We start from the raw sequence: 13,290 nt of genomic DNA, 5'->3' as shown, positions 1-13,290 counted from the left end.
TGAGGTAGGTAGAAAAGCAATTCAATCAATTGAGACCAAACCAAGGAGGAATTACCATGCGAACTTATGTTAAAATTCAAAAAGACGGACAAGAAACATTGTATTATGCATTTCTCCAAGTCAAAAATAATTGCTTAATCATTACTTGCTCTCTTGGCTTATGGAAGTCCTTTAAACGCGTGATTGATTTGTCGCAGGTTTCCTACTTAGGTGAAGATCAATACTACGGGGGCAAACGAATTATCTTTTCTTATGGAGATGAGCAATTCGCTATTTTTGAAAATGGACCGGCAATTATTGTTGACTTGCATAAGCAATTATCCTTAACAAATGAGGTAATCAATTATGGCAAATATCCGCGATATAGCTAAAAAAACCGGCTATTCTGTTTCTACTATATCAAGAGTGATCAACGACTATCCTTATATTAAGGAAGAAAAGCGTCAGAGAGTATTAACGGTTATGAAAGAACTAAACTACGTTCCCAATAAAACAGCTCAAAACTTAAGTCATGGAAAAACGAAAAATGTTGGCGTGATCCTGCCTTTTACTAACCACGCTTATTACGACCAACTGTTAAGCGGTCTCATCAAAGAAGCCTTTCTTTACTCTTATAAGATCACTTTACTACCAACGAACTATGATCCGATGTTGGAGCGTCAGTACCTGGATCAATTCGCTGCCAAAGAATTTGATGGACTAATTATTACTACCATGGCTAATAAGCCCCAATTTTATGAGAAGTACTTAGCCTATGGTCCAATTGTCTTTTGCCAAGATATTTACCTAGAAAATGCCAGTTGCGTCTTTATCGATTTGGAATCATCTCTTTACGAAGCACTCCTTTATTTGAAAAAACAAGGAGTAAAAAAATTAGGCGTTACTTTAGGACGCAGTAAAAAAATCAGTCAGGATTCGGTCTTGATTGAAGGACTCAGTCGTAAAGTATTCCCTGATTTTGACTCAGCTAATATTTTTTGGGATTGTTTTTCAGCTGAGGATGGCCTGCAGGCAGCTGACTTTTTTGCCGAAAGAGCAGTTGATGGCATTCTCGCTAATGGTGATGAGGTGGCTGCCGTCATTTTAAGAAATTATCCAACACCCAAGGTAGTGGGCCGAGAAAATCTCTTAATCAGTGAAGTAATGAATTTTTCTTCAATTGACCATCAGCTGGAGGATTGCGGCCGAAAAGCCTTTCAGCTATTTTATCAAGGAATACCTGAAAAAATTTGTTTACCCTATAAGCTAATCAGACGCTAAACAGGTCCGCTATTTTCTATTGGAAAATGGCGGGCTTTTCTTTATACTGAAATAAAGGAGCTGGCTATGAGTAAGATTCCTAACATCCTAACAGTTTGTCGCATCATCCTCTCACTAGTGTTGTTGATGATCAAACCACTCAGCCTTCCCTTTTTAATTATTTACAGTCTATGTGGAATTAGTGATATGGTGGATGGTCTGATTGCGCGAAAAATGAATTGGCCCCGTTCATTGGGAACGAAGTTAGATACCATCGCCGATGCTGTCTTTTTTGCTGCGGCTGGCGGCGTGCTGCTTTGGACCCTTTGGTTTCCCAACTGGCTGCTCTATTCAGCAGGTATTGCTCTGTTGATACGGTTAGTTACCTACAGCATTGGTTTTGTGCGCTACCGTCAATGGACCAATTTTCACACTAAGTTAAACAAACTGACTGGTCTTCTATTATTTTTAGTGCCGCTGCTTTATGTCATTAGTCCTTTAAGTATTTGGGGACCATTGATCATAGTAATTGCTGTGCTTTCTGCTTTAGAGGAACTAATCATTCTGCTGCTTTCAAAAGACTTGGATCTAAATTGCCCCTCGCTTTTTTCAGTGAATAGGAGGTCTATCAATGGCAAATGAAGCGAAAAAGGATTTTAATGCTATGCTGCTGGACAATAAGGATATGCCAAAAACACAACGAGTAACTGACCCGAAAACAATTGCACGTTACGGCGGAGATAAAATGTTTTTCGCTCCCCCGCTGGCTTACGATGAGATCATGAAGAGAGTTCCTGAAGGAAAAGTTTTGACGGTCAATGAAATCAGAAATTATCTTGCTATGAAAAATGGCGCTGATTTTACTGAGCCAATGACTGCTGGTATCTTTATTTCCATCGTTGCTTGGGCCGCTGAACAGCGATCAACCAATCCTACTCCTTATTGGCGGACCCTTAAAACTAATGGCGAGCTGAACCCGAAATACCCTGGTGGAATCGAAGCTCAAAAAGCTAAGCTGGAAAAAGAAGGCCATACCATTGTCCAGCGGGGAAGAAAAAATTTGCGTTATTATGTTGAAGATGTTCAAAAAGTATTATATGCCCTAGATAAAAATTAGTCTTTAAGGACTGCTGACTTTAGCAGTCCTTAAAGACTTTTTTAGCGTGTTTCAATCTCTTCAAAAATAGTAATCGGCGGAACAGTCATACATTTAGCCAGAATTTCTGCAATCTCTTCAGGCGTTTGTTTTGCTCCTGTTCGCAACCAGCGCTTAACCACAGCTATCACCCCATAATAAATGAATTCCTGCTGGATCTTTTCACTTTCGGTAATTTCGTGGGGTGTCACTTCCAATTTCGCTTGAACAGTTTCAATGTATAGCTGTTCTAAGCCTTCAATAAAATGAGGGCGACCATTTTTGCCCATTAAAATTTGGGCCAGTTCCTTGCGTTGGTATAAAAACAACATAAGTTTCTCCGAGGCTTCCTTGAAAAACAATGCGACATTCTTTCGACCATATTGATCAATTTTACTTGTCACAGCTACACCAACATGCTCTTTCATCACCTTTTCGAAGTTGGTGAACATCTCCTCTTCTACTTCTTCAATGACCGCATACTTGTCTGGATAGTAATGGTAAAATGTACCTCGGTTGATTTTAGCCCGCTTGGATAAGCTGGCAACTGTAATCTTTTCAAATCCAATTTCATCCATCATTTCAAAAAAAGTGGTTACAATGTGGCTTTTCGTTCGATCGGCTTTGTTAGACATGTCATTTTCCTTCCACAATTTCCAACTATCTGTTCGTTTATTCAACAGCTGGTCAGCATTTGTTTGATTTTTAAACACTCTGTTTAATTTTGTTGATTGTTAGTTTACTGATTTCATCCTAAACTAAGGCACAGCATAAAACAACACAGTGTTCAAAAAAAGGAGGATTTTATGCATTATATTCAAGCAAAAAACTTACAGAAGAACTACGTCACTGCTACCACTGAAATTCCCGCTTTAAAAAAGGTTTCTTTTACCATTGAAAAAGGGGAACTGACGGTTATTTTAGGCCCCAGCGGATCTGGCAAAACTACCTTGCTAAATTTATTAGGCGGGATGGATCAGGCTACTAGCGGTGAGTTGCTGGTGGATCAACTAGCAATTCATCAGCTTAAAAGCCGTGAGCTGACCACTTATCGTCGTCACAATGTTGGCTTTATTTTCCAGTTTTATAACCTGATCCCTACGTTAACTGCCTTAGAAAATGTTGCAATTGCTCAAAAAATTGCCCAACATCCCTTTGAAGCGGCTGATATTTTAGAGCGAGTGCAGCTTTCCCACCGCCTCGGGAACTTTCCCCAAGAACTATCTGGCGGCGAACAGCAGCGGGTCTCCATCGCCCGCGCTGTCTGCAAAAATCCTCAATTGATTTTGTGTGATGAACCTACCGGTGCCTTAGACAGCAGCACTGGGCAGCAGGTATTATATTTGCTGAAAGAAATGGCTGAAATTCATGGCCATACTATTATCATTGTTACCCATAATGGGGCTATTGCTCAGATTGCTGATCGGGTGATCCATTTGAAAGACGGTGAAATTATCAAAAATGACTACCAACCTCAGCCGTTACAGATTGATGAGGTGAACTGGTGATGCTGCTACGTAAAACGCTACGAGACTTCAAACAAAACGGACTGAGCTTCTTTGCCGTTTTTCTAATGAGTTTTATCTGCTTATTTGTTTTTACCGGTATTTATTCTCTTAGCCAGCAAATGGAGCAGTCGGGAGAAAGCTTCATTGAAGAAAGCAACTTAGCAGACGACTTATTAACTCTTCAACAATATGACGAAACCAAAGAGAAAGAAACAGCACAGCTATCAGCTGTAAACGAAACGGCTCACCGCAGACTTGGACGGATTAAAACTGAGGACTTCTCCCTCACCCTGCTTTCGTTTGATCAATCCAAGATCAGTCAGCCGTTAGTTGTTCGCGGCGAATCATTGAACCAGCAGGAGGGGATCTGGTTAGATGAGGATTTCTTCCAGGCAAATAACTATCAGCTGGGCGACCTGATAACAATCAATCAAGTTGCTTGTAAAATCCTAGGAACGGTTCGACAGCCAGAATTTATCTATTTCACCGAAAACAGCGATCAGCCTATGCCAAATCACGAAGCGATTGGTTATGGCTACGTTTCAGAGGAAACTTTTCACTCACTGTCGCTGTTTACTACTCATCAGCTGCTGCTGGATACAAAAGCAGCAACAAATCAAGCTTGGCTGGAAAATCAATTAACAACAATCTGGGGTGCTGACTTTCAAAGGGTAACACCTCAAGACGACAATGGGGGTATTTCCATCTTCACGGATCGTACGCTTCAGATTCGGCGTTTAGCACTTCTATTTTCTGCTCTGTTTTTGATTTTAACTTTGATTACGATGGAAGCCACCATGCGTCGATTTGTTAAACAGCAGCAGCTGCAGATTGGTTCATTGCTGGCTCAAGGGTTAAGCAAGCCTGCTTTGCTGCTTCATTATTCGCTGTTTGGCCTGCTGGTTTCCTTTGTTGGCTCAGTGTCCGGTTGTTTGTTAGGTCCAACGGTGTTGTCACCAATTTTGTTGTCCGTTATTGGTAAGCAATTTTCAGTTCCTGCTTGGGAGAGCACAACGAATTCACTAGGATTCTTCATGGCCGCCTTAGTTACACTTGCCAGTGTACTTGTCACCTTGATTCCAGTGGTTCCCTTAATTAATCAACTGCCAGCCATTGTGCTACAAAAACAAGGTAACAAACGCTTTCGGCGGGTTTGGTTAGAGCATTCCTTTATTTGGAAATTACTGCCCTTTTCATTGCAATGGACACTGCGAGATATTCAGCGAAACTTACGGAGGGGAATTCTAGGCATCTTCGGGGCAATGGGTTGCATGATTCTGCTGATCGCTGCTTTTGGTATTAACGACTCCATTGATTATTCCTTGAATCACGTTTTTCACCAAACGTACCATTACCAGGAAAAGGCGACCTTTACACAACCGCTATCTAAAGAAATGCAGCAGGATGCAGAAGATTTGCTAACCCAGGATAATCAGTGGCTGGAGCAAACAATCGTGACTTTATTAAACGGTACCCAAGAACAACGGATAACTGCTTCAATTCTTTCTGCTGGCGAACTGTTGCATTTAGAACACGAAAAAGAAATCCTTGAGCTTGCTGAGCTAAGGGAAAATGAAGTAATTGTCGCCACCGCATTTGCTGACAACTATCAGATTGAAGCAGATGACACGATTTATGTGCGAATTGGCCAAACTATTCGGCCCCTGTATGTGAAAGCGTTGGCTGATTTGTCGGCACCGCAAGGCCTCTTTATTTCCCGACAGGTCTGGCAAAACCTTGACCAACCCTTTTTACCCCAATCTGTATTGCTGGAAACAGCTGGTGAGCTAAAGGACCTACCTGCTTTTTCCAGCTCAACTTCTAAGACGCAGCAACATGACGATTCTCAGCAGCTGATTGAAGGGATTCGGTTCATCGTCTTTTTACTGATTGCGGCGGCTTTAGCCTTAGGGATCACAATTATGATGAACTGCCACCTGTTAATTTTCTCAGAGCGGTTTATCGAATTTGCTACCTTGAAGGTTTTAGGCTTCACCCAGTCTGAGGTGCTTCGTTTATCGTTGTTGGAAACGATCTTACTCACCAGTATCGGTTGGCTCTTTAGTTTGCCGCTGGGTTTTATGTTTCTTAAAGCCTATGTATCAATGGTTTCCACTGAGAACCAACAGTACTTGCCAAATCTCACCTGGCAAAGCCTGCTGATTGCCAGCAGTATTCTCTTTGGCTGTATGCTGCTGGTGCAAGCTTTTCTAAACCGTAAAATTAAGCAGATTGATTTTGCAACTGCCTTGAAACCTGCCGAATAAGTGAAAAAAGCCCGCCTTGCAATTACCTCTGCAAGGCGGGCACTTTTTACTATTTGCTTAAACGTTCTACGTCACGAGCAATCATTAATTCTTCGTCAGTTGGAATAACATAAACCTTAACTTTTGAATCTGGAGTTGATATTTCTGCTTGTTTGCCGTGAATCTTCTCGTTTACAGCAGCATCTAAATCAATACCAAACCAAGTCATTGGTTCCAGAACCATTTTTCTGATCATGTCGCCATTTTCACCAACACCAGCAGTAAAGACAATTGCATCTACGCCGTTCATAACAGCGATGTATTGTGCAATGTATTTACGGATACGGTCAGCGTAAATTTCTAAAGCTAAAATTGCATCCTCGTTGCCATCCGCAGCGCCGTTTTCAATATCCCGCATATCGCTGGAAATACCAGTCAGACCTAGAACACCCGATTGTTTGTTCAGAATATCAATCATATCATTAATAGAAGAAATACCTTCTTTTTCCATTAAATATGCTAACAATGAAGGATCAATATCTCCAGAACGAGTCCCCATAGTAACACCAGCCAATGGCGTGAAGCCCATAGATGTATCCACTGATTTTCCACCTTCAACAGCTGTTACTGATCCGCCGTTTCCGATATGGGCAGTGATGATTTTTGTTTCTTCGATTGGTTTACCTAATAATTCAGCCGCAAGTTCTGAAACATAACGGTGGCTTGTTCCGTGGAAACCATATTTACGAGCACCATGTTTTTCATAGTATTCTTTTGGAATACTATATAGGTAATTAACTTTTGGCATAGTTGCATGGAAAGAAGTATCAAAAACAGCAACACTCAACACGTTAGGCAAGATACGACGAAATGCCTTGATTCCCATAGCATTAGCTGGGTTGTGTAATGGTGCAAATTCGCTTAGTTCTTCAATTTTTGCCAATACATCGTCAGTAATGATCGTTGAATCGCTGAAGTATTCGCCACCAGCAACAACACGGTGTCCAACACCTGTTAGCTCATCAAATGAGGCAATGATGTCTAATTCAATCAATTGATCTAAAAGCATTTGAACAGCCACTTCATGATCTTTGATGTCTAATACTTTTTCAAACTTTTCTCCGTCACCATATTTAATTGTGAAGATAGAATCTTTTATCCCAATACGTTCTACGATTCCTTTAGCCACTACTGTTTCATCAGGCATTTGGTATAATTGCCATTTCAGACTTGAGCTACCAGCGTTGATTGCGATTGTTTTTGACATTTTTATTCTCCTTTAGTTTTAACTTATAAATTAGAAGACTTCCAGTCTTCGAATTTTTTGAAAAAATCTTTTACTTTGCTTGGATCTTTTAAAGTTGGCAGTTTAACTAATAACACTTTTTCTGCTTGCTGCGCAACATCTCCATTTTTTTGTACGATTAAAATACTTTTACGGGAATGTTCCGATTTAAATAATTCATCGGGCAGTTGAATAATTCCTTGTAAAAAGACTTCTTTTCCTAGCCATTGCTGTAATAAGGGTGCTTGTTCAGTTTCCAAAAAGTTGCTTGGCAGCAAGAACAGTCCAAATCCATCGTTCTTAACATAAGTCATTGCTTGTTCCATTAATAAATGATGGGCATAAGTATGTTCTTTTTCTGAACTGGTTAAGAATTGGCGTGCCTTTTCATCATTAGGATAAAAACCGACAGGCAAATCACCGATAGCGAAATCTACTGGATCAACTAACAAATCTTGTAAGCTATCTTGATGAAACAGTTGAATAGTTTCTTCCATTAACGCACTATCTGAAGCTGCTATTGCAAGCAATGTGTCATCAACGTCAACACCAGAAGCATCAATCGTGTAACCTGCCAGCTGCAGATTATTGACGATCGTTAGCAATAAATTACCCATACCAGCTGCAATATCTAATATACGAACAGGAGCCTTTTTATCCAATATTAATTGCTCTATCAGAAAAACAAATAAAAAGCCCAAGCTGTCTGGAGTTAGCTGATGATTAGGTTGTAAAGTTTCTTGCTTAGAGCCTTTCAACAGCAACAACTGGGTTACTTTACGCCACTCTTCCTTTTCTAACCCTAAAGTGAGAAGTTCTTGGTAGCTCTGTTCAATCTTTGCTACTGTTTCTTGATCAGGCGTTTGGTCAATCACACGTACTTTTGCACCATCCACTAAATTCTCCGCATTTTCAATATAGGCGTCAAAAAAGGAAGTGTCTAGTTTCTGCTGCAACAATTCAATGGTTTGATTCATCAAAGAAAAAGCTGTTTCAATTTTTTCTGGATTCATCTTATACCTCCTACTATAACACCTATGATACCTGTTCTATTTTAGCGGACAAATTAGAAATAATCAATCGCTTTCTTTTCATTATTGTGGATTTTTAGTGTTTTCTGTAGAATATACCTGTTAAACTATTCACAATCATGTGTATTACTTTGGATATAATGGCCTAAAAAAGGAGTTCGTAAAGAATACCTCACTTTACTAACCCCTTTGCGCATTTATAGTCCTTGCTTTGTAATAACTATTTTCTTTGCTTTTGCTGAACAAACTAAGCTGTAGTTATGGGACTGAAGCCTTAATTGTTTCAGTAAAATGGTATTTTTTCCCCTCCATTATTATCAGTATCTTTATTGACTTACCATCCTTCTCAAATTGGAGTTCTCCTTGATCAAAGTACCAGATCCCTTGAGTCGCTTCTGTTGGCGAGTAATCGAGCAAAAACTCTTCCTTGGCAATTTTGGCTTGATATAGTTGAATCGTTCGTTTCGAAAAATCTGCTGTTTGGTGATAAGTAAACAGCAACTGTAAAATAAGCGAACTAAATAGAAAAATAATCAATAAGACCGACAGTAAAATACCTCCCCGTTTATTCAATTACCCATATCCCCTTCTTCTTAGTCCCATCATTAAATTTCAAGTTAAGCTCTACCGTATGACCAACTTTACGGCAGGTGAAACTGTAGACTTGCGTAAATAAAGGTTGATGTCCTCCTTTGTAGCTTTTTCGGACTGTAGAGTTAACTTTTTCAATCTTGACATCTTCACCTGAACTAGTTTGCAAATTAATTCGAAGAACTTCAGTACTGATATAGTTCAACCCTTTTAACTCATTTTCCAATTGGAGCATGCCAACTTCCCATTCACGACTATGGTAGGCACTCAATTGCTGTTCTGTTTTAGCAACGTGTTTAATTAGTCCTTGCAGCAAAAGAATGCTACCGCTTAAGATGAGCAATGCGACTAAACATTCCAATAATGTGAAACCTTGATTCTCTCGCTTCATTTTTCCATTCATTAGCGTTCTCCTTTTGCAATTAATTCTCATCAGGATACAAGCGCTGATGGTGAATGATGATATAATGATCTCGATACGCTTCAATTTTTTCCAACTGGTGCTTTGTCTGCTTTTGCAGTTGGATACTAGTCATTAAATATCCATAAGTCATTCCAACTAGTAACGACAAACTAACTAAGCTTTCGAAAAAAATATAGCCTTTACCTTTTCTCAAAACGACCACTCCCTAACTGAAATTGATAAATAATCTCACCCGATGTATCAGTAAATCTGATTGCCGGAATTCCTGTCCCAGGCTGATCTGTCGCTATGTTCCCTGTGTTTCCTTTAAATATTATGGAGTTACCACTATATAGAGTTACTGATTCTGGCACTTCGAGTGTTTGCCAAGGCAATTTCTCATGAACAGTCGTGAAGAGAATAATTTGTTTATCCGGATGTAAATCAATACGTGTGGTTGTCTGATCACAGATGGCTACTTGTTGAAGATGAATAATTGATTTATCTAATTGATAATAAAAAAATTCCCTTTCCAGCTTTTGCTGCCAACTAGAAAACATAACAGTTGGCAGCAGGATAAAGCTACAGACAACGGCAAGAACAATTAAGGATTCGATCAATGTATAGCCTAAATGATCATTTTGACGCATTTTCATAAGTTACTTTTTGCTTTTCGGTAATGTAGCCCTTTTCAACTAATTGTTCCAAAGATGGACGTTGCCCCTCATCCAACTCATACACCTCCATCTGGGTCTCAACAACCTTTACAACAGATTCATCACTTTTTTTGGTAGCAGAGTCTTTTTGTTGCATAATATTGGGCACAAATAGTAACAATAAAACACTGATGACAAACAAAACGACCATCATTTCAATTGGGGATAGTAAATATCTTTGACTATAAAAAAAGAAAAGACCACCACAAATGGTCTTTTCTTAATATCAAATCACTGTTTTATTTTTATGTACTAATGATACAATATAGAAAAGAAAAGGAGTGATTTAAGTGAAGGGAGAAACTATTTGTTGGTACTGCGAAACCCCGCTAAAAATGATCAATACTATAAAGCTTGTAGATGGAAAAAAAGTATGTGCTGATTGCCACTCAATCATCAAAAATGATTTAGGATTAAATATACTCAACTCAAAGAAAATTACTATCGAAGAAATTAATAGCAGATATGCTGAATTAGGGAGAGACTTTGAATCAGAATTCGAAGATTTTCGTGCGAAAAAAGCCGACATTAAAAGCGCTGGTATTTATATGAAAGCAAATATAGATATCGTTTCTGGTGGAGGACCTGCTCAGGTGTCTGGAAGAACTACCATCATGCAGTTAAATGATAATCGGATAGCACTTAATCCAAAAAATCCTGAATTTTACTATCTATTGTCCACGGAATTTAACGGGCCTACGTATAAAACTGTGTTTGATAGTCATACGTCTGGTGATTCCAATACTGATACAGAAATGGATACCGTAAAAAAAGGTAAAACGGGACGGGTTGCTGCTGGTGCTGTAATAGGAACTGCTCTTTTTCCAGGAGTTGGAACGCTTGTAGGAGCTTATGCAGGTTCAAAAGGTAAAGACAAAAAGAAAAAGAAGGGATCACAGAAAACTCAACACGATAGTAGAACAAACGAGACTACACAAGAAGTAGAAGTTAAGTCTTTAGCGAAGTTGAATCTACTGAGAATTTCTGACAATCGCAAAATTACACTAACGATAAATGCAGATACGAAAGACTACAATAATTTGCTATCGTTGCAAACTCATGCTCCTGAAGCAGCTCCACCGGTGCCAGTAGTAGCTGAGCCGGAGGAAATAACTGAGCTAACCAAGCCTATCCAAAGTGCCGTTGCCGAGTTGAAAGAATTAAAAGAATTAGTTGATATGGGGATTTTGACTCAAGAGGAATTTGATAAGAAGAAAAAGGAATTACTTAATTTATAGAATGAAGCCCCCACAGTTGTGAGGGCTATTTTTATATTTAAATCTTGTTCTCGTTCAAGCGGCGTTGCATTTCTTTGACACAATCAGAAACCGGACTGATTTCTCCATCTTGGATCGTGCCCATCCGCTGCTGAAGCGCTCTGCAAGTAGTGGGTCCGAAGTTGCCATCAGCTGCAACACCCAGTTTGTTTTGTAATGCTCGGATCACGTTAGAACCACCTGTGCCGAATTGGACGCTTGGAATATTGCGATTAGCTCGATTTCTGATCTGACCACTAATGATTCCATCTTTACCAGCAGTATCCAACACTTCTTGAAGGCGTCTAGTTGTCGCTGGCCCCCAGCTTCCATCGATCGCTAACAATAGTTGTTGTGGCTGAGAAATACCCCCGGACGGCTGACTACCAGATGCTACAATTCTATAAAAGTGATGCTGCAATCTAGTTCCCATATAAGCATCGTTAGAATTTACAGAAATCCCGTTTGCGGTGTAATTGCAGTGAATAAAACGTTTATTGTCTAAAAAGATTCCCGTGTGGCCGCCACTACCCAGCGAGTAGCCTGGTGTTCCTGCAATAAATATGTCGCCACGCCGACATTCGGAACGACTGATTTTTTTCAAAATAGTACCGTTCAGTCCGAAAAGTGTTTCGGTTGAACCTGGATAACTAAAACTGTAAAAACCTCCAGCTGCCATTGCATAAGAAACTGCACTAGAACAGTCATAGGAATTAGGTCCAGTTCGCCTTGCCATGCTGTAAGTGACTTTTCCCTGCCTGTCAGTCATCCACTTAATCATATTTTCAATACTAGCCATTACAATTCCTCCTTAGTCGCTTCCTTAGCTGCTTCCTTCATCGTTTTGACTGCTGCTTCAATCAACATTTCCAATTCTGCTTCAGTGTATTTAATGTTTTTCTTGTTCAGATAATCAATTAGCTGAGTTTTAGCTTTTTGAAACTTTACAGGTCCACCTGCCAATTGGTACATTTGTTGAGCAGCTTTAACTACAACGTCTGCGTATTGTTGCTTATTTCGTAAATCCGTCCAGATTAGTTCTTTATTTACGAATCTAATCCCGTTGACTACTAACCAAAAAACACCAGCTAAAAAGCCAGCAGTTAGGTATTGCACAATAATATCTTGCATAAGAATTACTCCTTTCTTATCTCACGTTGTTTTCTTGGTCATCTGCATCCACTACGGGTGTTGGGAAATATTTATCTTTCTTAGCCTCAATTTCATCCTGCAACCAGTTTAGTAGCCACATCGGAAATTTATCACCCCAACCTAGTACAACCACATTGGCCAACAAGCTATAGAAATTGTGATAAATGAATGCAAAAGTGAACAGACAAAATATCACGGATCCCGACCCAAATAAATAATCAAATCCATAGGCAATCATACAAATCATCACGATTACAAAATCACGAATTGCTGAATCAATCATTATCCCGCTTTCTTTGCGTTTTGCTGTTGATGCCCTCGCCAATCGGTGACCGACTATCCACTCTAAAACAAAAATAGCGAGTAAGATTGCCATCAATACACCATGTTGAATTCCTAGTTCTTTAGCAGTCACCCATTGCGGTATAGCTAATGACAAGCCTCCTCCTGCTGCACCCATAATCCAACTTCCATCTGAACACATCTTTGACAATTGACTTTTTAACAACTCTAAAATATCTAACATATATGCACCCTCTTCTACATAAAATAAAAGACCACTCAATTATGAGTGATCTTCGGCTGCCGCTTTTTCATCTTGTAATTTGTTCCATTCTTGTTGCACTTTCTTTCGCCAGATAATCGAGACTTTCGTTTTGATGTACTTCTCAGCTTCAGCGGCGGTCATGTTTTCTCGTGTCATGATTGTTAAGTAATAATTGACCATA

Annotated in this window: 19 protein-coding genes; 7 read left to right on the top strand and 12 right to left on the bottom strand. The window is 39.6% G+C overall.

What is annotated here, in order from left to right; genetic code table 11:
• Positions 1 to 56: 56 nt before the first annotated feature.
• The 4 genes from IGI42_RS15425 (at position 57) to IGI42_RS15410 (ending at position 2,356) form a co-directional block, all read left to right on the top strand.
• Entirely contained in the window at positions 57 to 371 is a 315-nt protein-coding gene (locus IGI42_RS15425; protein ID WP_438716753.1) for a hypothetical protein, read from the top strand.
• Positions 346 to 1,260, top strand: coding sequence for a LacI family DNA-binding transcriptional regulator (locus IGI42_RS15420; RefSeq protein WP_438716752.1), 915 nt, complete (start codon positions 346 to 348; stop codon positions 1,258 to 1,260). The genes IGI42_RS15425 and IGI42_RS15420 overlap by 26 nt, the downstream gene beginning before the upstream one ends.
• Before the next feature lie 66 nt (positions 1,261 to 1,326).
• Positions 1,327 to 1,881 (top strand): CDP-alcohol phosphatidyltransferase family protein, encoded by a 555-nt coding sequence (locus IGI42_RS15415; protein ID WP_438716751.1) that lies wholly within the window; start codon positions 1,327 to 1,329, stop codon positions 1,879 to 1,881.
• The gene (locus tag IGI42_RS15410; RefSeq protein ID WP_438716750.1) at positions 1,871 to 2,356 is read left to right on the top strand and encodes an MGMT family protein; all 486 of its coding nucleotides are present in this window, start codon (positions 1,871 to 1,873) and stop codon (positions 2,354 to 2,356) included. The genes IGI42_RS15415 and IGI42_RS15410 overlap by 11 nt, the downstream gene beginning before the upstream one ends.
• A gap of 41 nt (positions 2,357 to 2,397) precedes the next feature.
• Here the strand turns inward: IGI42_RS15410 and IGI42_RS15405 are convergent, their stop codons facing one another.
• On the bottom strand, positions 2,398 to 3,009 hold the full coding sequence (locus IGI42_RS15405; RefSeq protein ID WP_438716749.1) for a TetR/AcrR family transcriptional regulator: 612 nt from the start codon (positions 3,007 to 3,009) through the stop codon (positions 2,398 to 2,400).
• Positions 3,010 to 3,180: 171 nt separating this feature from the next.
• On the opposite strand from IGI42_RS15405, the gene IGI42_RS15400 reads away from it, so the two are divergent.
• Entirely contained in the window at positions 3,181 to 3,882 is a 702-nt protein-coding gene (locus tag IGI42_RS15400) for an ABC transporter ATP-binding protein (protein WP_438716748.1), read from the top strand.
• Complete coding sequence (locus IGI42_RS15395) at positions 3,882 to 6,149, top strand: FtsX-like permease family protein (protein ID WP_438716747.1); 2,268 nt, start codon at positions 3,882 to 3,884, stop codon at positions 6,147 to 6,149. Before IGI42_RS15400 ends, IGI42_RS15395 begins: the two co-directional genes overlap by 1 nt.
• Positions 6,150 to 6,198: 49 nt before the next feature.
• On the opposite strand, the gene IGI42_RS15390 is transcribed toward IGI42_RS15395, so the two are convergent.
• From IGI42_RS15390 to comGC, 7 genes are all read right to left on the bottom strand, one after another.
• Positions 6,199 to 7,395, bottom strand: a complete 1,197-nt coding sequence (locus IGI42_RS15390) for an acetate/propionate family kinase (RefSeq protein ID WP_438716746.1) — start codon at positions 7,393 to 7,395, stop codon at positions 6,199 to 6,201.
• A gap of 23 nt (positions 7,396 to 7,418) precedes the next feature.
• On the bottom strand, positions 7,419 to 8,426 hold the full coding sequence (locus tag IGI42_RS15385) for a class I SAM-dependent methyltransferase (RefSeq protein ID WP_438716745.1): 1,008 nt from the start codon (positions 8,424 to 8,426) through the stop codon (positions 7,419 to 7,421).
• Between the two features lie 276 nt (positions 8,427 to 8,702).
• A complete protein-coding gene (comGG, locus tag IGI42_RS15380; RefSeq protein ID WP_438716744.1) occupies positions 8,703 to 9,017 on the bottom strand; it encodes a competence type IV pilus minor pilin ComGG in 315 nt (104 codons plus the stop codon).
• Positions 9,010 to 9,438 (bottom strand): competence type IV pilus minor pilin ComGF, encoded by a 429-nt coding sequence (comGF, locus tag IGI42_RS15375; protein WP_438716743.1) that lies wholly within the window; start codon positions 9,436 to 9,438, stop codon positions 9,010 to 9,012. Before comGF ends, comGG begins: the two co-directional genes overlap by 8 nt.
• 19 nt (positions 9,439 to 9,457) lie before the next feature.
• Positions 9,458 to 9,652, bottom strand: a complete 195-nt coding sequence (locus tag IGI42_RS15370; protein WP_438716742.1) for a hypothetical protein — start codon at positions 9,650 to 9,652, stop codon at positions 9,458 to 9,460.
• Positions 9,639 to 10,094, bottom strand: a complete 456-nt coding sequence (comGD, locus tag IGI42_RS15365) for a competence type IV pilus minor pilin ComGD (protein ID WP_438716741.1) — start codon at positions 10,092 to 10,094, stop codon at positions 9,639 to 9,641. The genes IGI42_RS15370 and comGD overlap by 14 nt, the downstream gene beginning before the upstream one ends.
• Positions 10,075 to 10,308 carry a competence type IV pilus major pilin ComGC gene (gene comGC / locus IGI42_RS15360; protein ID WP_438716740.1) on the bottom strand — a complete coding sequence of 78 codons (234 nt, stop codon included), beginning with the start codon at positions 10,306 to 10,308 and terminating at the stop codon, positions 10,075 to 10,077. Before comGC ends, comGD begins: the two co-directional genes overlap by 20 nt.
• Positions 10,309 to 10,444: 136 nt before the next feature.
• On the opposite strand from comGC, the gene IGI42_RS15355 reads away from it, so the two are divergent.
• Positions 10,445 to 11,392 carry an SHOCT domain-containing protein gene (locus tag IGI42_RS15355; protein WP_438716739.1) on the top strand — a complete coding sequence of 316 codons (948 nt, stop codon included), beginning with the start codon at positions 10,445 to 10,447 and terminating at the stop codon, positions 11,390 to 11,392.
• A gap of 37 nt (positions 11,393 to 11,429) precedes the next feature.
• Here IGI42_RS15355 and IGI42_RS15350 read toward each other — a convergent pair whose 3' ends face one another.
• Genes IGI42_RS15350 through IGI42_RS15335 form a run of 4 tightly spaced genes read right to left on the bottom strand, consistent with a single transcriptional unit; the run spans position 11,430 to position 13,289 of the window.
• Positions 11,430 to 12,209 (bottom strand): peptidoglycan amidohydrolase family protein, encoded by a 780-nt coding sequence (locus IGI42_RS15350; protein WP_438716738.1) that lies wholly within the window; start codon positions 12,207 to 12,209, stop codon positions 11,430 to 11,432.
• Entirely contained in the window at positions 12,209 to 12,541 is a 333-nt protein-coding gene (locus IGI42_RS15345; protein WP_438716264.1) for a phage holin, LLH family, read from the bottom strand. Before IGI42_RS15345 ends, IGI42_RS15350 begins: the two co-directional genes overlap by 1 nt.
• Before the next feature lie 16 nt (positions 12,542 to 12,557).
• Positions 12,558 to 13,088: a phage holin family protein gene (locus IGI42_RS15340; RefSeq protein ID WP_438716737.1), complete on the bottom strand. Its 531-nt coding sequence runs from the start codon at positions 13,086 to 13,088 to the stop codon at positions 12,558 to 12,560.
• A 39-nt stretch (positions 13,089 to 13,127) separates the two neighbouring features.
• Entirely contained in the window at positions 13,128 to 13,289 is a 162-nt protein-coding gene (locus IGI42_RS15335) for a hypothetical protein (protein WP_438716262.1), read from the bottom strand.
• Between the last annotated feature and the right edge of the window lies 1 nt (position 13,290).

The organism is Enterococcus sp. AZ109 (genome assembly GCF_051714625.1).
Taxonomy (GTDB): Bacteria; Bacillota; Bacilli; order Lactobacillales; family Enterococcaceae; genus Enterococcus_A.
This window is presented reverse-complemented; position numbering and strand designations above follow the sequence as displayed.

Excerpts from the sequence above, each read along its gene's own strand:
- IGI42_RS15425 (WP_438716753.1), top strand. The coding sequence starts at position 57 with ATGCGAACTTATGTTAAAATTCAAAAAGACGGACAAGAAACATTGTAT.
- IGI42_RS15420 (WP_438716752.1), top strand. The coding sequence starts at position 346 with ATGGCAAATATCCGCGATATAGCTAAAAAAACCGGCTATTCTGTTTCT.
- IGI42_RS15415 (WP_438716751.1), top strand. The coding sequence starts at position 1,327 with ATGAGTAAGATTCCTAACATCCTAACAGTTTGTCGCATCATCCTCTCA.
- IGI42_RS15410 (WP_438716750.1), top strand. The coding sequence starts at position 1,871 with ATGGCAAATGAAGCGAAAAAGGATTTTAATGCTATGCTGCTGGACAAT.
- IGI42_RS15405 (WP_438716749.1), bottom strand. The coding sequence starts at position 3,009 with ATGTCTAACAAAGCCGATCGAACGAAAAGCCACATTGTAACCACTTTT.
- IGI42_RS15400 (WP_438716748.1), top strand. The coding sequence starts at position 3,181 with ATGCATTATATTCAAGCAAAAAACTTACAGAAGAACTACGTCACTGCT.
- IGI42_RS15395 (WP_438716747.1), top strand. The coding sequence starts at position 3,882 with ATGCTGCTACGTAAAACGCTACGAGACTTCAAACAAAACGGACTGAGC.
- IGI42_RS15390 (WP_438716746.1), bottom strand. The coding sequence starts at position 7,395 with ATGTCAAAAACAATCGCAATCAACGCTGGTAGCTCAAGTCTGAAATGG.
- IGI42_RS15385 (WP_438716745.1), bottom strand. The coding sequence starts at position 8,426 with ATGAATCCAGAAAAAATTGAAACAGCTTTTTCTTTGATGAATCAAACC.
- comGF (WP_438716743.1), bottom strand. The coding sequence starts at position 9,438 with ATGAATGGAAAAATGAAGCGAGAGAATCAAGGTTTCACATTATTGGAA.
- comGD (WP_438716741.1), bottom strand. The coding sequence starts at position 10,094 with ATGAAAATGCGTCAAAATGATCATTTAGGCTATACATTGATCGAATCC.
- comGC (WP_438716740.1), bottom strand. The coding sequence starts at position 10,308 with ATGATGGTCGTTTTGTTTGTCATCAGTGTTTTATTGTTACTATTTGTG.
- IGI42_RS15350 (WP_438716738.1), bottom strand. The coding sequence starts at position 12,209 with ATGGCTAGTATTGAAAATATGATTAAGTGGATGACTGACAGGCAGGGA.
- IGI42_RS15345 (WP_438716264.1), bottom strand. The coding sequence starts at position 12,541 with ATGCAAGATATTATTGTGCAATACCTAACTGCTGGCTTTTTAGCTGGT.
- IGI42_RS15340 (WP_438716737.1), bottom strand. The coding sequence starts at position 13,088 with ATGTTAGATATTTTAGAGTTGTTAAAAAGTCAATTGTCAAAGATGTGT.
- IGI42_RS15335 (WP_438716262.1), bottom strand. The coding sequence starts at position 13,289 with ATGGTCAATTATTACTTAACAATCATGACACGAGAAAACATGACCGCC.